18 protein-coding genes are annotated in these 22,227 nt (G+C 71.5%); 7 read left to right on the forward strand and 11 right to left on the reverse strand.

Annotated elements, in window-relative coordinates; all coding sequences use genetic code 11:
- Positions 1 to 21 precede the first annotated feature (21 nt).
- Complete coding sequence (gene lysS, locus ACIHCX_RS25625) at positions 22 to 1,785, reverse strand: lysine--tRNA ligase (RefSeq protein ID WP_400033246.1); 1,764 nt, start codon at positions 1,783 to 1,785, stop codon at positions 22 to 24.
- A gap of 231 nt (positions 1,786 to 2,016) precedes the next feature.
- On the opposite strand from lysS, the gene argS reads away from it, so the two are divergent.
- A complete protein-coding gene (gene argS / locus ACIHCX_RS25630; protein ID WP_400033248.1) occupies positions 2,017 to 3,780 on the forward strand; it encodes an arginine--tRNA ligase in 1,764 nt (587 codons plus the stop codon).
- A 51-nt stretch (positions 3,781 to 3,831) separates the two neighbouring features.
- On the opposite strand, the gene ACIHCX_RS25635 is transcribed toward argS, so the two are convergent.
- From ACIHCX_RS25635 to ACIHCX_RS25645, 3 genes are all read right to left on the reverse strand, one after another.
- Positions 3,832 to 4,734: an SAM-dependent methyltransferase gene (locus ACIHCX_RS25635; RefSeq protein ID WP_400033250.1), complete on the reverse strand. Its 903-nt coding sequence runs from the start codon at positions 4,732 to 4,734 to the stop codon at positions 3,832 to 3,834.
- Positions 4,735 to 4,834: 100 nt separating this feature from the next.
- A complete protein-coding gene (gene hemB, locus ACIHCX_RS25640; RefSeq protein ID WP_400033252.1) occupies positions 4,835 to 5,827 on the reverse strand; it encodes a porphobilinogen synthase in 993 nt (330 codons plus the stop codon).
- Positions 5,828 to 5,926: 99 nt separating this feature from the next.
- Positions 5,927 to 6,589, reverse strand: a complete 663-nt coding sequence (locus ACIHCX_RS25645; protein ID WP_400033254.1) for a TetR/AcrR family transcriptional regulator — start codon at positions 6,587 to 6,589, stop codon at positions 5,927 to 5,929.
- A gap of 168 nt (positions 6,590 to 6,757) precedes the next feature.
- On the opposite strand from ACIHCX_RS25645, the gene ACIHCX_RS25650 reads away from it, so the two are divergent.
- The 3 genes from ACIHCX_RS25650 to ACIHCX_RS25660 all read left to right on the forward strand — a co-directional run bounded on the left by ACIHCX_RS25650 (position 6,758) and on the right by ACIHCX_RS25660 (position 10,747).
- Positions 6,758 to 8,239 carry an APC family permease gene (locus ACIHCX_RS25650; protein ID WP_400033256.1) on the forward strand — a complete coding sequence of 494 codons (1,482 nt, stop codon included), beginning with the start codon at positions 6,758 to 6,760 and terminating at the stop codon, positions 8,237 to 8,239.
- Entirely contained in the window at positions 8,239 to 9,351 is a 1,113-nt protein-coding gene (locus ACIHCX_RS25655; protein ID WP_400033258.1) for an alcohol dehydrogenase catalytic domain-containing protein, read from the forward strand. Before ACIHCX_RS25650 ends, ACIHCX_RS25655 begins: the two co-directional genes overlap by 1 nt.
- A 61-nt stretch (positions 9,352 to 9,412) precedes the next feature.
- Positions 9,413 to 10,747: an NAD-dependent succinate-semialdehyde dehydrogenase gene (locus tag ACIHCX_RS25660; RefSeq protein WP_400033260.1), complete on the forward strand. Its 1,335-nt coding sequence runs from the start codon at positions 9,413 to 9,415 to the stop codon at positions 10,745 to 10,747.
- 89 nt (positions 10,748 to 10,836) lie between these two features.
- Here the strand turns inward: ACIHCX_RS25660 and ACIHCX_RS25665 are convergent, their stop codons facing one another.
- The 6 genes from ACIHCX_RS25665 to ACIHCX_RS25690 all read right to left on the reverse strand — a co-directional run bounded on the left by ACIHCX_RS25665 (position 10,837) and on the right by ACIHCX_RS25690 (position 17,254).
- The gene (locus ACIHCX_RS25665; protein WP_400033262.1) at positions 10,837 to 11,298 is read right to left on the reverse strand and encodes a pyridoxamine 5'-phosphate oxidase family protein; all 462 of its coding nucleotides are present in this window, start codon (positions 11,296 to 11,298) and stop codon (positions 10,837 to 10,839) included.
- Between the two features lie 168 nt (positions 11,299 to 11,466).
- Positions 11,467 to 13,173: a uroporphyrinogen-III synthase gene (locus tag ACIHCX_RS25670; protein WP_400033264.1), complete on the reverse strand. Its 1,707-nt coding sequence runs from the start codon at positions 13,171 to 13,173 to the stop codon at positions 11,467 to 11,469.
- Entirely contained in the window at positions 13,170 to 14,129 is a 960-nt protein-coding gene (gene hemC / locus ACIHCX_RS25675; RefSeq protein WP_400033266.1) for a hydroxymethylbilane synthase, read from the reverse strand. The genes ACIHCX_RS25670 and hemC overlap by 4 nt, the downstream gene beginning before the upstream one ends.
- A complete protein-coding gene (locus tag ACIHCX_RS25680) occupies positions 14,126 to 15,919 on the reverse strand; it encodes a glutamyl-tRNA reductase (RefSeq protein ID WP_400033268.1) in 1,794 nt (597 codons plus the stop codon). Before ACIHCX_RS25680 ends, hemC begins: the two co-directional genes overlap by 4 nt.
- Positions 15,916 to 16,680: a redox-sensing transcriptional repressor Rex gene (locus tag ACIHCX_RS25685; RefSeq protein ID WP_400033270.1), complete on the reverse strand. Its 765-nt coding sequence runs from the start codon at positions 16,678 to 16,680 to the stop codon at positions 15,916 to 15,918. The genes ACIHCX_RS25680 and ACIHCX_RS25685 overlap by 4 nt, the downstream gene beginning before the upstream one ends.
- 298 nt (positions 16,681 to 16,978) lie before the next feature.
- The gene (locus ACIHCX_RS25690; protein ID WP_400033272.1) at positions 16,979 to 17,254 is read right to left on the reverse strand and encodes a glutaredoxin family protein; all 276 of its coding nucleotides are present in this window, start codon (positions 17,252 to 17,254) and stop codon (positions 16,979 to 16,981) included.
- A gap of 134 nt (positions 17,255 to 17,388) precedes the next feature.
- Between ACIHCX_RS25690 and ACIHCX_RS25695 the strand changes: the two genes are divergently transcribed.
- The 3 genes from ACIHCX_RS25695 to ACIHCX_RS25705 all read left to right on the forward strand — a co-directional run bounded on the left by ACIHCX_RS25695 (position 17,389) and on the right by ACIHCX_RS25705 (position 21,076).
- The gene (locus ACIHCX_RS25695; RefSeq protein ID WP_400033274.1) at positions 17,389 to 18,315 is read left to right on the forward strand and encodes an HAD family hydrolase; all 927 of its coding nucleotides are present in this window, start codon (positions 17,389 to 17,391) and stop codon (positions 18,313 to 18,315) included.
- A 469-nt stretch (positions 18,316 to 18,784) separates the two neighbouring features.
- Positions 18,785 to 19,609: an ECF subfamily RNA polymerase sigma factor, BldN family gene (locus ACIHCX_RS25700; protein WP_400033276.1), complete on the forward strand. Its 825-nt coding sequence runs from the start codon at positions 18,785 to 18,787 to the stop codon at positions 19,607 to 19,609.
- 231 nt (positions 19,610 to 19,840) lie between these two features.
- Positions 19,841 to 21,076, forward strand: coding sequence for a DUF5667 domain-containing protein (locus ACIHCX_RS25705; RefSeq protein ID WP_400033279.1), 1,236 nt, complete (start codon positions 19,841 to 19,843; stop codon positions 21,074 to 21,076).
- Positions 21,077 to 21,162: 86 nt separating this feature from the next.
- On the opposite strand, the gene ACIHCX_RS25710 is transcribed toward ACIHCX_RS25705, so the two are convergent.
- The gene (locus ACIHCX_RS25710; RefSeq protein ID WP_400033281.1) at positions 21,163 to 22,215 is read right to left on the reverse strand and encodes a lysophospholipid acyltransferase family protein; all 1,053 of its coding nucleotides are present in this window, start codon (positions 22,213 to 22,215) and stop codon (positions 21,163 to 21,165) included.
- Between the last annotated feature and the right edge of the window lie 12 nt (positions 22,216 to 22,227).

The following is a 22,227-nucleotide window of genomic DNA, read 5'->3' on the forward strand; positions in this document are numbered from 1 at the left end:
CCCCTCGTTCGTGCCGTTCCGCTACTCCCCGAGCAGGGCCCGCACCCGCTCCTGCCCCACCGCGAGCAGCAGCGTGGGCAGGCGCGGCCCGGTGTCGCGGCCGACGAGCAGGTGGTAGAGCAGCGCGAAGAAGGTCCGCTGGGCGGTCTTGATCTCCGGCGGCAGCTCCTTGGGCGTGGCGTCGGCGGAGAAGCCGGCCTGCACCTTGGGCACGCCGTACACGAGGTGGGTGAGCCCGTCGAGCGACCAGTGGTCCTCGAGGCCGTCGAGCAGCAGCCGGACCTGCTGCTGTGAGGGCTCGTCGAGGGACTTGAGCAGCTCGGTGTCGGGCTCCTCGCGGACGATGGTGCGCTGGTCGGCGGGGACGTGGGTGTTGATCCACGCCTCGGCCCTGTCGTACCGCGGGCGGGCCTCCTCGAGCGAGCCCAGCGGGTTGGCCGGGTCGAGCTCGGACAGGATGCGCAGCGCCTGGTCCTGGTGGCCGGCGGTGATGTCGGCGACGGACGCGAGCGTCCGGTACGGCAGCGGGCGCGGCGTCTTCGGCAGCTCCGCGGCGGCGGTGCCCACGGCCCGCGTGTACGCGGCGACGTCACCGGGCAGCGCCGATGTGTCGGCGACCTTGGCGGCGAGCTTGTCCCACTCGTCGTACAGGCGCTGGATCTCCTGGTCGAAGGCGATCTTGAAGGACTGGTTCGGCCTGCGCCGGGCGTACAGCCACCGCAGGAGCTGCGGCTCCATGATCTTCAGCGCGTCGGCCGGGGTGGGCACGCCACCGCGCGAGGACGACATCTTCGCCATGCCGGAGATGCCCACGAACGCGTACATCGGGCCGATCGGCTGCTTGCCGCCGAAGATCCCGACGATCTGCCCGCCGACCTGGAACGAGGACCCCGGCGAGGAGTGGTCGACACCGCTCGGCTCGAAGATCACGCCCTCGTACGCCCACCGCATCGGCCAGTCGACCTTCCAGACCAGCTTGCCGCGGTTGAACTCGCTGAGCCGGACCGTCTCCGAGAAGCCGCACGCGGTGCAGGCGTAGGTCAGCTCGGTGGAGTCGTCGTCGTAGGCGCTGACGGTGGTGAGGTCCTTCTCGCAGTTGCCGCAGTACGGCTTGTACGGGAAGTAGCCGGCGGAGCCGGAGCTGCCGTCGTCCTCGGATGCGGCGCCCGAGCCCTCCTCGGCCTCCAGCTCGGCCTCGTCCACGGGCTTCTGCTGCTTCTTGGCCGACTTGGGCTTGGTGCGGTACTGGGCGAGGATCGCGTCGATGTCGCCGCGGTGCTTCATCGCGTGCAGGATCTGCTCGCGGTACACGCCGGAGGTGTACTGCTCGGTCTGGCTGATGCCGTCGAACTCCACACCCAGCTCGGCGAGCGAGGCGACCATGGCGGCCTTGAAGTGCTCGGCCCAGTTGGGGTGCTCCGAGCCCTTCGGGGCCGGGACGGAGGTCAGCGGCTTGCCGATGTGCTCGGCCCACGACTCGTCGACGCCGGCGACACCGGCCGGGACCTTGCGGTACCGGTCGTAGTCGTCCCAGGAGATCAGGTGCCGTACCCGGTACCCCCGGCGGCGGATCTCGTCGGCGACGAGGTGCGGGGTCATGACCTCGCGCAGGTTGCCCAGGTGGATGGGGCCGGACGGCGACAGCCCGGACGCGACGACGACCACCGGAGCGGTAGCGACTGATGTCACTGTGCCCGGGGTCCGACGCTCCGACTCCTCGATGACGTCGTCCGCGAAACGGGAGACCCAGTCGGCGGTCTCGGTGCTCTGAGCCACGATCGGCACGTCCTCTTTCCCTGAAGTTTCTCTGAAGGTTCTCCGTGGGCAGCCGCTACGGTCGCACGGCTGACCGCTCCATTGTCCCAGGCGGGCCGGTATCCATGAAAACCCCTTTTCAACGCATGGGACGGGCACGGGCGGTCCGGCGTTCGCCCGGCGACCGGAAAACTCGCTTTACCCCGCGTGGGATACTGACTCTGTCTATCCATCCCCACGAGGAGAACGGCACCCTTTCCTATGGCCTCGGTCACGTCCCTCACCGCTTCCGTCCACCAGCGCCTCGCGTCCGCCCTCTCGGCCACCCTGCCGGAGACCGCCGCCGCGGACCCGCTGCTGCGACGCAGCGACCGGGCGGACTTCCAGGCCAACGGCATCCTGGCGCTGGCGAAGAAGGCGAAGGCGAACCCGCGGGAGCTGGCGACCCAGGTCGTCGGGCACGTGGTCACCGGTGACGTGATCAAGGACATCGAGGTCTCAGGACCCGGCTTCCTCAACATCACGGTCACGGACAGCGCCATCACCGAGAACCTCGCGGCGCGGGCCGCCGACCCGGACGGCCGGCTCGGCGTGCCGTACGCGGAGCAGCCGGGCACGACGGTGATCGACTACGCCCAGCCGAACGTGGCGAAGGAGATGCACGTCGGCCACCTGCGGTCCGCGGTGATCGGCGACTCCGTGGTCCAGCTCCTGGAGTTCGCCGGCGAGAACGTGGTCCGCCGGCACCACATCGGCGACTGGGGCACCCAGTTCGGCATGCTCATCCAGTACCTGGACGAGCACCCGCACGAGCTGGACCACAAGGCGTCCCAGGTGAGCGGCGAGGAGGCGATGTCGAACCTCGACCGCCTCTACAAGGCCGCGCGCAAGCTGTTCGACTCCGACGAGGAGTTCAAGACGCGCGCCCGGCGCCGGGTGGTGGACCTCCAGGCCGGCGACCCGCACACGGTGGCCATGTGGCAGAAGTTCGTGGACGAGTCGAAGATCTACTTCTTCTCCGTCTTCGAGAAGCTGGACATGGAGGTCCGGGACCCGGACATCGTCGGCGAGTCCGGCTACAACGACATGCTCGCCGAGACCTGCCGGCTGCTGGAGGAGTCCGGCGTCGCGGTCCGCTCGGAGGGCGCCCTGTGCGTCTTCTTCGACGACGTCAAGGGCCCGGACGGCAACCCGGTCCCGCTGATCGTCCAGAAGTCCGACGGCGGCTACGGCTACGCGGCCACCGACCTGTCGGCGATCAGGGACCGGGTCTTCAACCTCAAGGCGAACACCCTGCTGTACGTGGTGGACGCCCGGCAGTCCCTGCACTTCAAGATGGTCTTCGAGACCGCGCGGCGGGCCGGCTGGCTGAACGACGACGTGACGGCGTACCAGTTGGCGTTCGGCACGGTGCTCGGCAAGGACGGCAAGCCCTTCAAGACCCGTGCGGGCGAGACGGTCCGCCTGGTCGACCTGCTCGACGAGGCGATCGAGCGTGCCTCGGCGGTCGTCCGGGAGAAGGCGCAGGACCTCTCGGAGGAGGAGATCGCCGAGCGGGGTGCCCAGGTGGGCATCGGCGCGGTGAAGTACGCGGACCTGTCGACCTCGGCGATCCGGGACTACAAGTTCGACCTGGACCAGATGGTCTCGCTGAACGGCGACACGAGCGTGTACCTGCAGTACGCGTACGCCCGTATCCGGTCCATCCTCCGCAAGGCCGGCGAGACCCGTCCGGTGGCCCACCCCGAGCTGGAACTGACCGAGGCGGAGCGGGCGCTCGGCCTGCACGCCGACGCCTTCGCGGAGACGGTGCGGGAGGCCGCCGCGGAGTACGCCCCGCACAAGCTGGCCGCGTACCTGTACCAGCTGGCCTCCCTGTACACGACGTTCTACGACAAGTGCCCGGTCCTGAAGGCCGAGACGCCGCAGCAGGTGGAGAACCGCCTGTTCCTGTGCGACGTCACGGCCCGCACCCTGCACCGGGGCATGGACCTGCTGGGCATCAGGACCCCCGAGCGCCTCTGAGGGCCCCGGCGCTTGCGAGGGCCCGCACGTCACGCCTTACGGCCGCACGCGTCACGCCGTGCGGCCGATGGCCCCGTAGACGCTGATGTCCTCGTCCGTGACGTCGTTGGGGTCGTGGTACTTGATCCGGTCGATGAAGTCCAGGGAGGCGAGGTACTCGGGGCTCGGCGCCTGGAGCACGGGGGCCGAGCCGTCGGGCCGCCAGCGGTGCACGGGAACCAGGCCCGGGTCGGCCGTCTTCAGCCCGTTGTCGCCGAAGAACCGCTCGATCTGGGCCCGCGACCGGAGTACGAAGGTCAGTCCGTTCTTCTTGAACGACTGCGCCACGTTGGCGCTCTCCTCCGGGTTGAGGTCGCTGGCCAGGTGGCTCAGCACCAGCCAGCTGCCCGGGGGCAGCGCGCCCAGCAGTTCCCGGACCACGTCGTAGGCCGCCTCGTCCTCGATGAAGTGCAGCACCGCTGCCAGGCACAGCGCGACGGGCCGGTCGAAGTCGAGCGTGCGGGCCGCCTCGCGCAGGATGCGCCCGGGGTCGCGCAGGTCGGCGTCGATGTAGTCGGTGCGTCCCTCGGGGACACTGGTGAGCAGGGCGCGCGCGTGCGCGAGCACGATCGGATCGTTGTCCACGTACACCACCCGCGTCTCGGGGGCGATGCTCTGGGCGATGTGGTGCACGTTCTGCGCGGTCGGCAGGCCCGCGCCGATGTCGAGGAACTGGCGGACGCCCTCCTCCCGCACGAGTGCGGTGACGGCGCGGCGCAGGAAGTCCCGGTTGTGCCGGGCGGTGAGGAAACCGCGCGGGTGGTTGGCCATGGCCGCGGCGGCCGCCTCCCGGTCGACCGGGTAGTGGTCCTTGCCGCCGAGCAGGACGTCGTAGACCCGGGCCGGGTGGGGCTTGGTGGAATCGATCCTCTTCCTCAGCTCGGCGGAGTCGTGGCTGAAGGCATCACCGGACATCGGACGTCTCCCTGAGAGGTCGGCTGATCGTCAACAACCTAACTCCCAGGGCGACTTGGCCGTTCCCGGTTTCCGGGTGCCCGCGTTCGGCCGCGGCCCCTCAGCGCAGCTTCTGCGCGACCTCGGTGGCCCAGTAGGTGAGGATGTTGCACGCCCCGGCCCGCTTGATGCCGGTCAGGGCCTCCAGGATGGCCCGGTCCCGGTCGATCCAGCCCTTCTCGGCGGCGGCCTCGATCATCGAGTACTCGCCGGAGATCTGGTAGGCGGCGACCGGCACGTCCGAGGCGTCGGCGACCCGGGCGAGGACGTCGAGGTAGGGACCGGCCGGCTTGACCATCACCATGTCGGCGCCCTCCTCCAGGTCCAGGGCCAGCTCCCGCAGCGACTCCCGCTGGTTCGCCGGGTCCTGCTGGTAGGTCTTGCGGTCGCCCTGCAGCGAGGAGCCGACCGCCTCCCGGAAGGGCCCGTAGAACGCGGACGAGTACTTGACGGTGTAGGCGAGGACGGCCACGTCCTCCCGCCCGATCTGGTCCAACGCGTCCCGGACGACGCCGATCTGCCCGTCCATCATCCCGCTGGGGCCCACGACATGAGCGCCGGCGTCGGCCTGGACCTGGGCCATCTCGGCGTACCGCTCCAGCGTGGCGTCGTTGTCGATCCGCCCCTCGGCGTCGAGGACACCGCAGTGGCCGTGGTCGGTGAACTCGTCCAGGCACAGGTCGGACATGACGAGCAGCTCGTCCCCGACCTCGGCGCGCACATCGCGCAGCGCGACCTGGAGGATCCCGTCCGGGTCCGTCCCCGCCGTCCCGAGGCCGTCCTTCTTCTCCTCCTCCGGCACCCCGAACAGCATGATTCCGGAGATCCCGGCCTCCACCGCCTCGGCGGCCGCCTTCTTCAGGCTCTCCCGCGTGTGCTGCACCACGCCGGGCATCGCCGAGACCGGCACGGGCTCGCTCACGCCCTCGCGGACGAACGCGGGCAGGATGAAGTCCGCCGGGTGCAGCCGGGTCTCGGCGACCATGCGCCGCATGGCGGGGATGGTACGCAGCCGGCGAGGACGCGTACCGGGAAAGGATCCGTACTTCGTCATGCCCTCTACGCTACGCCCGCCGCCCCGGTGCCTTTGCCGACGGGGAGTCGGCCGGGACCGCCGCCGCGGAGCCGGCGCCCCGCTGCTGCCCGCCGAGCGTCAGGACGACTCCAGGGCGCCGGCCGCCAGTCCGAGTTCGGCCTCGGCGAAGGTGCGGACCATGTCGGCGATCGGCGCCGCGCGACGGTCGGCGCTGGTGTTGATGTAGGCGCTGGTTCCGTCGATCACGACGAGGATGCGCACGGCTGCCGCCCAGGGATCGCCGCAGCGGAAGTCCCGGCTCTCCACCCCGGCGGTGATGAGCCGCTCTATGCGCCGGCACCAGAGCAGCTCCTGCTCCACGACGTGCTCATGAAGGACCGGGCGGTAGCGCGAGAGGTGCCGTGCGTTGAGCCAGAGCCTGCTGACGTTGTCGAAGTCGGCGCTCGAGATCAGGGTGAAGAAGCGCCGCAGTGCGCGCAGCGGGCTGCCGTCACCGGAGTCGGCCGGTCCGTCCAGAGGTCCGTCCGGCGGTCCGTCCGGGAGCAGGCTGTCGAGTTCGGCCATGGTGGCACTGGTGAAGGCCTCGGCCACGAGCTTGTCGGCCGCGGGGAAGTAGTGGCCGACGAGTCCCGACTGGACGCCGAGCTCGTCGGCGACCCGCCGCAGGGTGACGCACTCGAGACCTTCCGTGAGCCCGATCCGCGCGGCACTGGTGACGATCTCGCTCCGGCGCTCGGCCGGCGCCTTGCGGACTCGCTTTCCCGGACCCCTTGACGTCATGCCCGGAATGTTATTGAGTATGCGACCAATTAGGAAATTGGCCACGCGGCCAATAGCCGTGGACATGAGGAAGCCGCTGATCAAGGGGATCCCACCCCGCCACCAGACCCCGGCCCCCGTCCCGGCCGAGCCGGCACCTCCGGCACGCACCACCGTCAGGAGACGCACGTGAACGACACTCCCACCGACGCCGGTGACCTTGCCGAGTACGGCTATCAGCAGGAGCTGAGACGCACCCTGACCCCGTGGGCCGTGTTCGCGATCGGGTTCGCGACCATCTCCCCCGTGGTCGGCATCTACGCCGTCGTCCAGCTCGGGTTCGTCTTCGCGGGCCCCGCGTGGATCTGGGCGGTCGTCGCGGCCTTCCTCGGCCAGTTGCTGACCGCCGTCGTCTACGCCGAGCTGTCCTCCCAGTTCCCCATGACGGGCGGGGTCTACCAGTGGGTGCGCCGGCTGGGCGGACCGCGGCTCGGCTGGCTGGTGGGCTGGATCTACCTCGCCTCGGCCGTCGCGTCGCTGGCCACGGTGGCCTACCTGGGGGCGGGCTGGCTGCACATGCTCTTCGGTCACGGGACGCCGTCGGCGACGACCCTGGTGCTCCTCGGCGTGGTCTTCATCGCCGTGGCGCTCGGGATCAACCTCCTCGGCGTCAACCCGGTGAAGCACTTCCTCAACGCGGGCATCCTCGCCGAGGGCGTCGCCTCCATCGCGATCAGCGTGATCCTGCTGCTCTTCGTGCGCCACAACGGCTTCGGGACGCTGTTCGACACGCTGGGAGCCGAGGCGGCCTCCAAGGGGTCCGTCCTGGCCGGTTTCCTGACCTGTCTCGCGGTGGCCGGCTGGGCGTTCCTGGGCTTCGACGCGACCACGCAGGTCGCAGAGGAGACCGAGCAGCCCCGGCGCAGCGTGCCGCGTGCGCTGCTGCGCGCCTACCTGTTCGTCGCCTTCACGGTCCTGCTGACCGGGCTCGCGGTGACGCTCTCACTGCGCCGGCCCGGGGACGCCGTGTCCGGCAGGACGGCGGACCCGGTCCTCACCGCGGTGACCGACGGGCTGGGCGGATGGAGCGAGAAGCCGTTCGTCGTCGTCGTTCTGATCGCGTTCTTCGCGTGCGCCATCTCGATCCAGACGTACATCGGGCGAGCCGTCTACTCGTTCGCCCGTGACCGGCAGCTGCCCCTCTCCTCGACGCTCGCCACCATCGGCCCGCGGCAGATCCCGTACGTCTCGCTCATCGCGACGGCCGTGCTGGCCGGCCTCGGGCTGCTGCTCGGGCTGAACGGCAACGCCGCCGCGACCCTGATCGCGTTCGGCTCCGGCGGCTTCTACTTCATCTTCCTCACCGTCGCGGTCGTGGCGCTCGCCGCCCGGTTGAGCGGCCGGTGGAACCCCTCCGCCGGGGCGCTGCGGCTGGGCCGGACCGGCCTGGTGGTCAACGTGCTCGCCGTGGTGTGGCTGCTCTTCGAGGCGGTCAACATCGCCTGGCCCCGCGCCGAACTCGCCCCGGTCGGCGGCAGCTGGATCCAGGTCTGGGCCGTGATCCTGGTCTTCTCCGTGCTCTTCGCCGTCGGTCTCGTCTACGTCGCGGTCGCCAAGCCCCACACCAAGCTCCCCCAGAACCCGGCCCCCGAAAAGGTGAAGGTGTCCTGATGCCGTCGAAACTCTCCCCGACCCTCTCCCCGGCCATCGTCTTCGACCCGGTCTCGGGGCTGCGGTCGCAGGACGTCTCCCTCCGGTCCGCCGGACCGGGCGAGGTCGAGATCGACGTGCGCGCGGCCGGCGTGTGCCACTCGGACCTGCACATCGTGACCGGCGACTGGCCCACCGACCGCCCGCTCGTGCTCGGACACGAGGCGGCCGGGGTGGTCACCGCGGTGGGGCCGGGTGTCTCCTCCGTGCGGCCCGGCGACCACGTCGTGCTGTCCTGGTTCGCGCCGTGCCGGCGCTGCCGCAAGTGCGTGGCCGGGATGGCGTGGCTGTGTACCGGCACCCGGGCCGTCGCCAACACGCTGCCCGACGGGACCACCCCGTTCACGGACACCGAGGGCGAGGCGGTGTGGCCCTACCTGGGCCTCGGGGCGTTCACGGACCGGCTGGTCGTACCCGAGTCGGCGGCGGTGAAGGTCCCCGAGGAACTGCCGTTCAGCATCGGCGCCCTGCTCGGCTGCTCCATCACCACCGGCATCGGCGCGGTCATGAACACCGCCCGGGTCCGCCCCGGCGAGTCCGCGGTCGTCATCGGCACGGGCGGCGTGGGGCTCAGCGTGGTCATGGGCCTTCGCCTGGTGGGCGCGGACCCCGTGGTCGCCGTCGACCTCTCCCCCGAACGCCTCGCCGTGGCCGAGCGGTTCGGCGCCACCCACACACTCGACGGGGCCGGGACCGACGTCGCGGCCTGGTGCCAGGACGAACTCGGCGGCGTGGACTACGCCTTCGAGGCGATCGGAAGCCCGAAGGTCATCGAGACCCTCCCGGGCATGCTCACCTCCGGCGGCGCGGCGGTCCTGGTCGGGATGGCACCGACCGGCGCGACCGGGTCGTTCAACCTGTTCGACCTCGCCGACCAGGGCAAGCGGATCCTCGGCTGCAACTACGGCTCCAGCGTCGGGGAGATCGACATCCCCAAACTGGCCCGCCTCTACCTGGCCGGCCGGCTGCCGCTGGACGACCTGATCGGCAGGACCCGGCCCCTCGCGGAGACGGCGGAGGCGTTCGACGACCTCAGGTCGAACACCGGGGTCAGAACGATCCTGACCCCGTGAACCGCCCCGCGATCGGCAACCGCCCCGCACCCGACGCACCCGACCACTCTCCGGAGAGCTGATGTACGCCGTCACCGACCCCACCACCGGCGAAGTCGCCGCGACCTACCCGACCGCCACCGACGCCGAGATCGAGGCGGCCGTCGCCGCCGCCCACGCGGCCACGTCCTGGGGCCGTACCAGCTCCGTGGCCGAGCGCTCCGCGCTGCTGCGCAGGCTCGGCGACCTGCACACCGAGCACCAGGCCGAACTGGCCGCGAGCATCGTGCGCGAGATGGGCAAGCCGCTCGCGGAGGCCGAGGGCGAGATCGGCTTCTGCGCCGACATCTACCACTACTACGCCGACCACGCCGAGGGGTTCCTCGCCGACGAGCCGCTCGACGTCATCTCCGGACCCGGCAGCGCCGTCGTCCGGCGCGGCCCGGTGGGTGTCCTGCTCGGCATCATGCCGTGGAACTTCCCCGCCTACCAGGTGGCCCGGTTCGCCGCCCCGAACCTGGCGCTCGGCAACACCATCGTCCTCAAGCACGCCCCGCAGTGCCCGGCCACCGCCGCTCTGCTGGAGAAGCTGTTCGCCGAGGCCGGCTTCCCGGCCGGCGCGTACGTCAACGTGTACGCCACCAACGAGCAGATCGCCGAGGTGATCGCCGATCCGCGGGTCCAGGGCGTCTCGCTCACGGGCTCGGAGCGGGCCGGGGCGGCCGTCGCCGAGATCGCCGGACGGCACCTGAAGCGCGTCGTCCTCGAACTCGGCGGCTCCGACCCGTTCGTCGTGCTGTCCACCGACGACCTCGACGCGGTCGTGGAGGCCGCCGTGGCCGCCCGGCTCGACAACACCGGCCAGGCCTGCAACGCCGCCAAGCGGTTCGTCGTCGTCGAGGACCTCTACGACGCGTTCGTCGAGAAGTTCACCGCCCGGCTGCTCGCCGGCGAGACCGGTGCCCCGCTGTCGTCGGTCGCCGCCGCCGAGAACCTCGCCCGGCAGGTCGACGAGGCGGTCGCCCAGGGCGCCACGCTGCACAGCGAGGGCGAACGGCACGGGGCCTACTTCCCGGCCGGCGTCCTCACGGGGCTCACCACCGAACACACCGCCGCCCGCCAGGAACTGTTCGGACCGGTCGCGATGGTCTTCCCGGCGACCGACGAGAACGACGCCCTGCGCATCGCCAACGACACCCCCTACGGCCTCGGTTCCTACCTCTTCACCACCGACCCCGCGCAGGCCGCGCGCGTCGCCGACCGCATCGAGGCCGGCATGGTCTTCGTCAACGGCGTCGGCGCGGAGGGCGCGGAACTCCCCTTCGGCGGCATCAAGCGCTCCGGCTTCGGCCGCGAACTCGGCCGCGCCGGAATCGAGGAGTTCGTCAACAGGAAGCTCATCCGGACCGTGGCGTGACCACTCAGGGCAGGTGACCGGGTCCGGGCCTGCGACGGGGGCCCGGACCTCCGCATCGGCACGTGCGACCGGCCGATGACAGGACGCCGCTATGCCAGCCATGTCCCGTCGCGCATGATGACTCGGCCGCGCAGTTCCGGCTCGCCGCGCCAAGCGCGGACGGTCTTCGGCACCACGCGCACGTACATGAAGGAACCCTCCTCCGCGCGGGGGTCCCACCCGAACTTGGCGGCGAACGCCTCCGCCGCGTCTGCGGGCACATCCTGGTCCGGGAAGCACTCCGCCTCGCCATGGAGCAGCACCACGTCGAAGGTGTCCGGCAGCGCCAGGCGCACGCGCGGCTCCTCCCGGGCGTTCCGCGCGGTCGCGGAAGTGGCACCGGTGCACATCCACACCGCTCGCCCGTCCCACGAGAACCACAGCGGCACCTGGTGCGGCCCGTGATCAGGATGTGCCGTCGACACCCATACGTCCCGCTCGGCGACGAGCCGTTCCAGAGTGTCGCGCCTGCGCTCCGCCGCCTGGCGGCGGACCATCCCCGTGGTCTTCATGAGCGCCGACCTTAGCCAGCAGGCTCACGGCGCGCATGAGGCGAAAGACCTACTCCCGGCGACCGATGAGAGGGCCGGGGCGCCCACCGCGGGCAACAACGCGCGAGGGCGGAACGCGCCCGCACAGGGCACGCTCCGCCACCAGCTCACTCAGCGCTCACGCCGGACTCACGTCGACGAGCGGCGCCTGCGCGACCCCGGTCGCCGTTCGCTCGGCCGGGTCACCGGGTCGCCCGCGTCCAGGGCCGCGAGCCGGCGCCGCGCGCCGAAGTCGGCCAGGGCCTCGGCCAGCTTGTGGACCGAGGGCTCGGGGGCCATCACGTCGACCCGCAGGCCGTGCTCCTCGGCGGTCTTCGCCGTGGCCGGGCCGATGCAGGCGATCACCGTCACGTTGTGCGGCTTGCCCGCGATGCCGACCAGGTTCCGCACCGTCGAGGACGACGTGAACATCACCGCGTCGAAGCCACCGCCCTTGATGGCCTCGCGGGTCTCCGCCGGGGGCGGAGAGGCGCGGACCGTGCGGTAGGCCGTGACGTCGTCGACCTCCCAGCCCAGTTCGATCAGACCCGCCACGAGGGTCTCCGTGGCGATGTCCGCGCGGGGCAGGAAGACACGGTCGATCGGGTCGAAGACCGGGTCGTACGGCGGCCAGTCCTCCAGCAGGCCCGCGGCCGACTGCTCACCGCTCGGCACCAGGTCCGGCTTCACGCCGAAGGCGATCAGTGCCTTGGCCGTCTGGTCACCGACCGCGGCCACCTTTATGCCGGCGAAGGCCCGGGCGTCGAGACCGTACTCCTCGAACTTCTCCCGCACCGCCTTCACCGCGTTGACCGAGGTGAACGCGATCCACTCGTAGCGACCGGTCACCAGGCCCTTGACCGCGCGCTCCATCTGCTGGGGCGTGCGCGGCGGCTCGACGGCGATCGTCGGCACCTCGTGCGGTACGGCCCCGTAGGACCGCAGCTGGTCGGAGAGCGAGGCCGCCTGCTCCTTGGTGCGCGGCACGAGGACCTTCCACCCGAACAGCGGCTTGGACTCGAACCACGACAGCTGGTCGCGCTGAGCAGTCGCGCTGCGCTCGCCCACCACGGCTATCACCGGGCGCCCGCCGTCCGGGGACGGCAGGACCTTGGCCTGCTTCAGGGTCTGCGCGATCGTGCCGAGCGTCGCCGTCCACGTGCGCTGGCGGGTGGTCGTACCGGCGACCGTCACCGTCAACGGGGTGTCGGGCTTGCGGCCCGCCGAGACCAGCTCGCCGGCCGCCGCGGCGACCGAGTCGAGCGTGGTCGACACGACGACCGTGCCGTCCGAGGCGCCGACCTCGGTCCAGCAGCGGTCGGACGCCGTCCGCGCGTCGACGAACCGTACGTCGGTGCCCTGGGCGTCGCGCAGCGGCACCCCGGCGTACGCGGGCACGCCGACGGCGGCCGAGATGCCGGGGACGACCTCGAAGGGAACGCCCGCGGCGGCGCAGGCGAGCATCTCCTCCGCGGCGTACGTGTCGAGTCCCGGGTCCCCGGACACCGCACGGACGACCCGCCTGCCGCCCCGCGCGGCCTCCATGACAAGATGTGCGGCATCCCGCACCGCGGGGATCCCAGCGGTTGTTGACGTGCCGTCAACAACCGTGAGCTGGGGTGTGCCCGTGCCCGGATGCGAGTCCGCCGAAGGACCCGGGTCCGTGTGCACGACGGCGACGCCCTGCCTGGCGTGCGTGCGCACGACGTCGAGCACCTCGTGCTCGGCGACGAGGACATCCGCGTTGGCCAGCGCCTCCACGGCGCGCAGTGTGAGCAGTCCCGGATCTCCGGGTCCGGCGCCGAGGAAGGTGACGTGCCCGTGTTCGGGACAGGCGGGAAGGGTGGTGGGGCTCACTGTGCTCGCTCCCCCATCAGACCGGCCGCGCCCTGGGCGAGCATCTCGGTGGCGAGTTCGCGACCGAGTGCCATCGCCGCATCGTGCGTCTGGGGCACGGGACCGGTGGTGGACAGCTGCACCAGCGCGGAGCCGTCGGGCCTGCCGACGACGCCCCGCAGGCGCATTTCCTTGACAATCCGCCCGTCGGCCAGGATGTCGGCCAGCGCGCCCACCGGGGCGCTGCAGCCGGCCTCCAGGGCGGCGAGCAGTGACCGCTCGGCGGTCACGGCGGCCCGCGTGTGCGGGTCGTCGAGCTCGCCGAGCTCGGCGGCGAGGGCAGCGTTGTCCGCGGCGCACTCGACCGCCAGGGCCCCCTGGCCGGGGGCCGGCAGAATCGTGTCGACCGACAGGAAGTCGGTCGCCTCGTCGCTCCGGCCGACCCGGTTCAGCCCGGCGGCGGCGAGCACCACCGCATCGAGTTCGCCGTTCTTGACGAAGCCGATGCGGGTGTCGACGTTGCCCCGGATCGGGACCGTCTCGATGTCCAGGCCGTGGGCGCGGGCGTACGCGTTCAGCTGGGCCATGCGGCGCGGCGAGCCCGTACCGATGCGCGCCCCGCGGGGCAGGTCGGTGAACTTCAGCGCGTCCCGGGCGACGAGCACGTCACGCGGGTCCTCGCGCTCCGGTACGGCGGCGAGGACCAGGCCCTCGGGCTGCGCGGTGGGCAGGTCCTTGAGCGAATGAACCGCGAAGTCCACCTCGCCCCGCTGCAACGCCTCGCGCAGTGCGGCCACGAACACACCCGTGCCGCCGATCTGTGCGAGGTGCTCACGGGAGATGTCGCCGTAGGTGGTGACCGGGACGAGCTCGACAGGCCGTCCGGTCACCTGGCTCACGGCGTCCGCCACCAACCCGGACTGGGCCATGGCGAGCTTGCTGCGCCTGGTCCCGAGCCTCAGTGCCTTCTCAGTCATGCTGGCCCTCGGTTCTTGCTGTGCTTCTCGGAGTCGTCGTGCTTCTCGGAGTCGTCGGAATCGCGGTCCGCCCGGGAGACGGAGGCGACCGTCTCGGAGTCCAGGTCGAACAGGGTGCGCAGCGCGTCCGCGTACCCGGCGCCGCCGGGCTCGGCCGCGAGCTGTTTGACCCTGACCGTCGGCGCGTGCAGCAGCTTGTCCACCACCCGCCGGACGGTCTGGGTGATCTCCGCACGGTGCTTGTCGTCGAGACCGGGCAGCCGCCCCTCCAGGCGGGCGATCTCGCTGCTCACGACGTCGGCGGCCATGGTGCGCAGCGCGACGACGGTGGGTGTGATGTGCGCCGCCCGCAGGGCCGCCCCGAAGGCCGCCACCTCGTCGGAGACGATCCGGCGGACCTGGTCGACGTCGGCGGCCATCGGAGCGTCGGCGGAGGCCTCGGCGAGCGACTCGATGTCCACCAGGCGCACCCCGGCGAGCCGGTGCGCGGCCGCGTCGACGTCGCGCGGCATGGCGAGGTCCAGCACGAAGAGGGCCGGCTCGGGGCGCGGTGCGACGGCGACCGGCTCGGGCCTGCGGTGCTCGGGGACACGGCCGGCGCTGGCGACGGTCGCGGCGAGCGCGGTGATCAGCTCGGCGTCGGTCTCGGGGTCGGCCTCGGCACGGGCGGACTCGCGGCGGTCGACCGTTCCTCCCCCAAGCTCCCGGCTCCGCTCGAGCAGGGCGGCACCCCCGTCGACCCACGTGCCGTGCTGCTCCAGGGTGGCCGCGTCCATGCCCGCCACGGCGGACTCGCCCATCAGGGAGAAGCCGGGCTCGGCGGCGAGGTCCAGCGGGCAGTTCTCGTCGGCGCCGGCGCCGACGAGCGGCACGGGGGTCTCGCGTACGTCCGTGCGCACCGCCCCGCGCTCCGCACCGGCGGCCCGCGCCACGGTGGCGGGCGCCCCGGTACGGCCCTCGACCGCGGCGCCGACCGTCTCGGCGGTCAGGACGAGTCCGGTCGCGCCGGTGCAGGAGACGGCGACATCTGCACGTGTCAGCTCGAGCGGCACCGCGTCCATCGGTACCGCGCGGGCCAGCACGTCCGTGTCGTCGTCCTCGGTGAGGATCTGGACGAGGCGCTCGGCCCGGTCCTGCGTACGGTTGGCGATCACTATCTCGCCCACGCCCACCCGGGCGAGGGTGGCGGCGGCCAGCGACGACATCGAACCGGCGCCGATGACCAGGGCCTTCTTGCCACGCGCCCAGGCCTGCACGTCCGCGCCCGCGGACAGCTGCTCCAGGCCGAAGGTGACCAGGGACTGCCCGGCGCGGTCGATGCCGGTCTCGGAGTGGGCGCGCTTGCCGACCCGCAGGGCCTGCTGGAACAGGTCGTTCAGCAGACGCCCGGCGCTGTGCTGGTCCTGGGCGCAAGCCAGGGCGTTCTTGATCTGACCGAGGATCTGGCCCTCGCCGACGACCATCGAGTCCAGTCCGCAGGCCACCGAGAACAGGTGGTGGACGGCCCGGTCCTCGTAGTGCACGTAGAGGTACGGGGTGAGCTCCTCGAGACCGACCCCGCTGTGCTGGGCGAGCAGCTGGGACAGCTCGGCGACACCGGCGTGGAACTTGTCCACGTCGGCGTACAGCTCGATGCGGTTGCAGGTGGCGAGCACGGCGGCCTCGGTGGCCGGCTCGGCGGCGACCGTGTCCTGGAGCAGCTTGTCCTGGCCGTCCGCGCTCAGCGAGGCGCGCTCCAGGAGGCTGACCGGGGCGCTGCGGTGGCTCAGTCCGACGACGAGGAGGCTCATGCCGGCATCACGGCGGGGACATCCCCGTCCGGGCCCTGGTCGGCGGACTCGTCGCGGACCGCCGCGGCGGGCGGGAGCGCGCGCTCGGCGACGGCCTCCTCACCGGCCTTGCGCTGCTCGTGGAAGGCGAGGATCTGCAGCTCGATGGAGAGGTCGACCTTGCGCACGTCGACGCCGTCCGGGACGGACAGCACGGTCGGCGCGAAGTTCAGGATGGAGGTGACACCGGCGGCCACCAGCCGGTCGCAGACCTGCTGGGCGGCGCCCGCGGGGGTCGAGATCACGCCGATCGAGACGCCGTTGTCCCGGATGATCTTCTCCAGCTCGTCGGCGTGCTGGACCGGGATGCCGGCGACGGGCCGGCCGGCCATCGCCGGGTCGGCGTCGATGAGCGCGGCGACGCGGAAGCCGCGGGAGGCGAAGCCGCCGTAGTTGGCGAGGGCGGCGCCGAGGTTGCCGATACCGACGATCACAACCGGCCAGTCCTGGGTGAGGCCGAGTTCGCGGGAGATCTGGTACACGAGATACTCGACGTCGTAGCCGACCCCGCGGGTCCCGTAGGAGCCGAGGTAGGAGAAGTCCTTGCGCAGCTTCGCGGAATTGACCCCCGCCGCGGCCGCGAGCTCCTCGGAGGAGACCGTGGGCACCGAGCGCTCCGACAGTGCGGTCAGGGCTCGGAGGTACAGCGGAAGCCTGGCGACGGTGGCCTCGGGAATCCCTCGGCTACGGGTCGCCGGTCGGTGAGTTCGGCCAGTTGCCACGGTGCTCCTGCGGGTAGAGCGGGGCTGCGGGCGGTCATATGTCCCCAGACCGCCCCGTCGACAGCAGGCTATGTCTTTGTGAACGTGTGCACAAAGATGGTGTCCGATTTGCCCGGCCAACGTGACCGGGGTCACGCACCCCCGGCGTGGTTTTTTGGAACCGGCGCATCCACGCCGCCGCGCCTTACTTGTGGGGGGCAAAACCGCACACTCTCCTCTACGATCCCCACCCCCGAGACCAAGACGCCATCGATCCTAGGCGACTTCTGGCCAGTTTGTACTCCTCGGTCAGTCTCGATCAGCCCTTGAGCTCCTTGCGCAGCCGCTCCTCGTTCACCCGCCAGAAGGTGTGCTGTTCACCGTCGACGAGTACCACCGGGATCTGCTCCCAGTACCGGTCGTACAGCTCCGGATCCTCGGTGATGTCCTTCTGCTCCCAGGCGACGCCCAGATCGGCGCACACCTTCTCCACGACGGTCTGCGCGTCGTCGCACAGATGGCAGCCCGGCTTGCGGACGAGGGTGACGAGCCGCCCCTGGGGCCCGGGGGACTTGCGGCGGAAGATGGGACTCATGTCGGCCATTGTCGCTCCGGCGCGCGCCGCGGCGCCCTCGGCGGCACCCTCGCAACGGCGCCGTCGCGAAGAGTTCACGGCCCGCGAAACCTCTCGACGCCGGAACCACCCGGCCAACTGGCTATGCTCACGCCATGGCCGCTCTCGGATGGCTCACTTCCCGTAGGCGCTCCGCCACGGCGCGAAGCGTGTTGGCAGGCGAGGCCTCGGCGGAGGCAGCGCGCAAATCCTCCCAGGAAGCGGGTGTACCGCCGTCCCCGCAGGAGGCGTCGGAGTTCCCGGTGCACGGGGACGAGCAGGCCGCTGCCTTCTTCGACCTGGACAACACCGTCATGCAGGGCGCCGCGCTGTTCCACTTCGGCCGGGGTCTGTACAAGCGGAAGTTCTTCGACACGCGCGACCTCGCGAAGTTCGCCTGGCAGCAGGCGTGGTTCCGGCTGGCCGGGGTGGAGGACCCCGAGCACATGCAGGACGCCCGCGACTCGGCGCTGTCGATCGTCAAGGGCCACCGGGTCGCCGAGCTGAAGTCGATCGGCGAGGAGATCTACGACGAGTACATGGCCGAGCGGATCTGGCCGGGCACGCGCGCGCTCGCCCAGGCCCACCTGGACGCCGGCCAGAAGGTGTGGTTGGTCACCGCAGCGCCGGTGGAGATCGCCCAGGTCATCGCCCGCCGCCTGGGCCTGACCGGCGCGCTGGGCACGGTGGCGGAGTCCGTCGACGGCGTCTATACCGGCCGCCTGGTCGGCGAGCCGCTGCACGGCCCGGCGAAGGCGGAGGCGGTACGCGCCCTGGCCGCGGCGGAGGCCCTGGACCTGACCCGCTGCGCCGCCTACAGCGACTCCCACAACGACATCCCCATGCTGTCCCTGGTCGGCCACCCCTACGCCATCAACCCCGACGCCAAGCTGCGCCGCCACGCCAGGGAGATGGACTGGCGCCTGCGCGACTACCGCACCGGCCGCAAGGCGGCCAAGGTCGGCATCCCCGCGGCGGCCGGCGTCGGCGCCGTGGCCGGCGGCACCGCGGCGGCCATCGCCCTGCACCGCCGCCGCCGCTGACACCACTGCCGCCGGCACCGCTGCCGACACCGACGCACCGCACCGCCGCCGCTCACCACGCGCCGCCCAACCGGTCGCGCCGTACCCAGCCGCCCGTGCCGCCCGTGCCGCCTACTGGCGGTACGGGCCCTCGCCGGTCGCGGTCGGGCGGCGCACCCGGAAGCACGGGCAATTGACCGAACGTACGCCCTTGCCGTTCTGGCCATTCGACTTGGCGGTGCATCGCCAGGATGCACCCCAGAGACAGACCGAAGACGGAACAGATCGGTCAGCAAACGGTCACTCTCCGACGTCCGAACGCACGCCAATCAGTTACGGAAGCGACGGAATCGGTGATTTGAGCAACTCGGTGTAGCAGCCCCTGCACGAAGCGTTATTCTCCTCAGATGCATACCGGGACCCCATCGTCGCTACGACGGGTGAACGGTTCCGCACTGCACGTGATGGAAGCTCTGCCTCTGGGAGTCCCGTGTACCCACACGTCGGGGTTGACGCCTCGGGCCTGGCTACGCTCCGCGCAACGGTCCTCGACCTGCTGCGCGGTCTCGTCCCCACCGCGTACGCCGGCCCCGTATTCGCCACCGCCGCGCCGCTCGGACCGGCCTACGCGCTGGCCGACGGCATGGAGCAGGTGCCGACTCGCAGCGCCGTGGTCGAGGGACGACGATCGGGCGAAGGGCGAGCGGCCGGCAGACGAGGACGCCCGGCCGCGGCGGCCACGGTCCGCCGCCCGGCCGCGGACAGCGACAGCGCCCGGATGATGGAGCTCGTCGAGCGCGCGCAGGCCGGCGAGGCCGACGCCTTCGGACGGCTCTACGACCAGTACAGCGACACCGTGTACCGCTACATCTACTACCGCGTGGGCGGCAAGGCGACGGCCGAGGACCTCACCAGCGAGACCTTTCTGCGCGCCCTGCGCCGCATCGGGACCTTCACCTGGCAGGGCCGCGACTTCGGCGCCTGGCTGGTCACCATCGCGCGCAACCTCGTCGCCGACCACTTCAAGTCCAGCCGGTTCCGGCTCGAGGTCACCACCGGCGAGATGCTCGACGCCAACGAGGTCGAACGCTCCCCCGAGGACTCCGTCCTCGAATCCCTGTCCAACGCCGCCCTCCTGGACGCCGTACGACGGCTCAACCCCCAGCAGCAGGAGTGCGTCACGCTCCGCTTCCTCCAGGGCCTGTCCGTCGCCGAGACCGCACGCGTGATGGGCAAGAACGAGGGCGCCATCAAGACCCTCCAGTACCGGGCTGTGCGCACCCTGGCCCGGCTCCTCCCGGACGACGCACGCTGAGCCGCACACGCTGCGCGACGCCCAACTCACGCTCTGTCGAGGTGTGTTGACTTCTCGATCCGATGCGCCCGGGTCCGTAACCCAAGTGCCGAGCCGCTCGTTGTGCGGGATAGAGGCTCCCTGTGGTCACGCCCTGGCCAATCCTGATCACCGATCGGAAGAGGCGACTGTGGACGTGCACCCTCAGGACCCCCGGGGAGTCGACCGTCATGACGAGAGGAGGTGCCGCCAGTGATCGCGAAAGTATCGGCGCACCGGCGGGCGAACGCCTTCGCCCAGGCCCTGGAAGAGCTGTCCGACCGGGGCACGGCGGCCGAAGAGGCCGAAGGACCGGCACCGGCACCGGCGGCCGCGGAACAGATCGAGCAGGGCCGCATGCTGGCCCTCGCCACCGGTCTGGACGCGCTGCCGCGGCCGGAGCTGGAACCCGAGGTCAAGGTCGTCCAGCGGGCCCGCCTGGTGGCCGCGATGGAGGCCATGCTCCAGGAGAGCACCGCGGCGGGCGAGGCGAGTGACCTACCGGTGCCCAGGCAACGGGGGCGGGGCGCACACCGGGCGAGTCGCCTGGGGAAACTGCGGCCGCGTACACGGCTGAGCAAGTCGCTGGCCGCCGGCGGACTCAGCGTGGGTGTGGCCGCGGGAGCCTTCGGCGGCGTGGCCGCCGCCAGCTCCAACGCCCTCCCCGGCGACTCGCTGTACGGCCTCAAACGCGGCATCGAGGACTTCAAGCTCACCTACCTGACCGACGGCGCCGACGAGCAGGGCCAGGCCTACCTCGACCTGGCCTCGACCCGGTTGAGCGAGGCCCGCAGGCTGATGGAGCGCGGCCGCGGCGGCCAACTCGACCACGAGTCGCTGGGCGAGGTCCGCCGCACCCTGTCCGGGGTGCAGCACGACGCCACCGAGGGCCACCGCCTGCTGCACGAGGCGTACGAGCGCGACCCCGACTCCCTGCGTCCCATCCAGGCGCTCTCCACCTTCTCGCGGTCCCACCGCGAGGCCTGGGGCGCGCTCCGCGACCGGCTCCCGGTGCAGCTCGGCGACGTCAGTCAGCAGGTGTCGTCGGTGTTCGACGCCATAGACGACGAGGTCGCCCCGCTCCAGTCGATGCTTCCCCAGCCCCCCACCCCGGGCGGCGAGGGCAGGCAGCACGGCCTCCGGCCGACGCCGTCCGCCGGTTCGCCCGGCGCCGTGGACTCGGCCCAGCCCAGCACCGGCGGCGACCCCTCCTCCGACAGCCCTCGTCCCGGCAGCGCCACCCCCAGCGCGTCGGCCGGCTCCGGCAGCGAGGAGGACGGGCTGCTCGGCGGCTCCACCGGCGGTCTGCTCGACCCGCCGAAGCCCAGCGGCAGTGCCGCCTCCCCGTCCGCCACGAAGCCGCCCGTCAGCGGGCCCGACGTGACGCTCCCGCCGCTCCTCCCGGGCCTGCTGCCCGGCCTCGGCATCAACGCGGAGGACGCGAAGTAGGCGGGGCCCGGCAGAAGTAGGCGGCACCGAACAGCCCCACGACGGCGGGGCACCCCACCCAGGGGTGCCCCGCCGTCGTGGCACCGTCAGAAGAACACCGACCTGCGCTGCACCAGCAGCTTGTAGAGGGTGTGCTGGATCTGTTCGCGGACCTGGTCGGTCAGGTTGAACATCAGCATCGGATCCTCGGCCGCCTCCGGCGGATACCCGTCCGTTTCGATCGGCTCGCCGAACTGGATCGTCCACTTCGTCGGCAGCGGGATCGCCCCCAGCGGACCCAGCCACGGGAAGGTGGGCGTCAGCGGGAAGTACGGGATGCCCAGCAGCCGCGCGAGGGTCTTGGCGTTGCCGATCATCGGGTAGATCTCCTCGGCCCCGACGATCGAGCACGGGATGATCGGCACGCCCTGGCGCAGCGCGGTCGACACGAAGCCGCCGCGGCCGAACCGTTGCAGCTTGTAGCGCTCGCTGAACGGCTTGCCGATGCCCTTGAAGCCCTCCGGCATCACCCCGACCAGCTCGCCCTGCCCGAGCAGCCGCTCGGCGTCCTCGGTGCAGGCGAGGGTGTGGCCGAGCTTGCGGGCGAGCTCGTTGACCACCGGCAGCACGAACACCAGGTCGGCCGCGAGCAGACGCAGATGCCGGCCCGCGGGATGCCGGTCGTGGACGGCGACCTGCATCATCAGCGCGTCCAGCGGCAGCGTGCCGGAGTGGTTGGCGACGATCAGGGCGCCGCCCTCGGCGGGGATGTTCCCGATGCCCTTCACCTCGACCCGGAAGTACTTCTCGTACAGCGGCCGCAGCAGGGACATCAGGAGCTGGTCGGTGAGCTCGGCGTCGTAGCCGAAGTCGTCGACGTCGTAGTCCCCGGTGAGGCGGCGGCGCAGGAACGCCAGTCCGCTCGCGACACGCCGCTCCAGACCGCCGTCGTCCGGCGGCCGGAGCGCCGGCTGTTCCTCACTGGTCACCGGGACATCCTCCTGCGCGGCCCCCCTGGCGGGCAGGGGCTGGACCTCGCCGCCCGCCGCCGACTCCGCGCCCGCGCGGCGGCTCCCCGTGCTCCGGCGCCGCGACGGCCGCTGTACGGCGCCCCCACGGGACCGGTCGTCGTCGAACGGAATGACCTTGGCGTCCGCCATGGTGCTGCACTC

This window comes from Streptomyces sp. NPDC052043 (genome assembly GCF_044548235.1).
Taxonomy (GTDB): domain Bacteria; phylum Actinomycetota; class Actinomycetes; order Streptomycetales; family Streptomycetaceae; genus Streptomyces.

Coding starts and splice junctions, on each gene's coding strand:
- ACIHCX_RS25660 (WP_400033260.1), top strand. CDS start 9,413: ATGTACGCCGTCACCGACCCCACCACCGGCGAAGTCGCCGCGACCTAC.
- ACIHCX_RS25635 (WP_400033250.1), bottom strand. CDS start 4,734: ATGTCCGGTGATGCCTTCAGCCACGACTCCGCCGAGCTGAGGAAGAGG.
- ACIHCX_RS25710 (WP_400033281.1), bottom strand. CDS start 22,215: ATGGCGGACGCCAAGGTCATTCCGTTCGACGACGACCGGTCCCGTGGG.
- ACIHCX_RS25695 (WP_400033274.1), top strand. CDS start 17,389: ATGGCCGCTCTCGGATGGCTCACTTCCCGTAGGCGCTCCGCCACGGCG.
- ACIHCX_RS25690 (WP_400033272.1), bottom strand. CDS start 17,254: ATGAGTCCCATCTTCCGCCGCAAGTCCCCCGGGCCCCAGGGGCGGCTC.
- ACIHCX_RS25645 (WP_400033254.1), bottom strand. CDS start 6,589: ATGACGTCAAGGGGTCCGGGAAAGCGAGTCCGCAAGGCGCCGGCCGAG.
- hemB (WP_400033252.1), bottom strand. CDS start 5,827: ATGACGAAGTACGGATCCTTTCCCGGTACGCGTCCTCGCCGGCTGCGT.
- ACIHCX_RS25665 (WP_400033262.1), bottom strand. CDS start 11,298: ATGAAGACCACGGGGATGGTCCGCCGCCAGGCGGCGGAGCGCAGGCGC.
- argS (WP_400033248.1), top strand. CDS start 2,017: ATGGCCTCGGTCACGTCCCTCACCGCTTCCGTCCACCAGCGCCTCGCG.
- ACIHCX_RS25655 (WP_400033258.1), top strand. CDS start 8,239: ATGCCGTCGAAACTCTCCCCGACCCTCTCCCCGGCCATCGTCTTCGAC.
- hemC (WP_400033266.1), bottom strand. CDS start 14,129: ATGACTGAGAAGGCACTGAGGCTCGGGACCAGGCGCAGCAAGCTCGCC.
- ACIHCX_RS25680 (WP_400033268.1), bottom strand. CDS start 15,919: ATGAGCCTCCTCGTCGTCGGACTGAGCCACCGCAGCGCCCCGGTCAGC.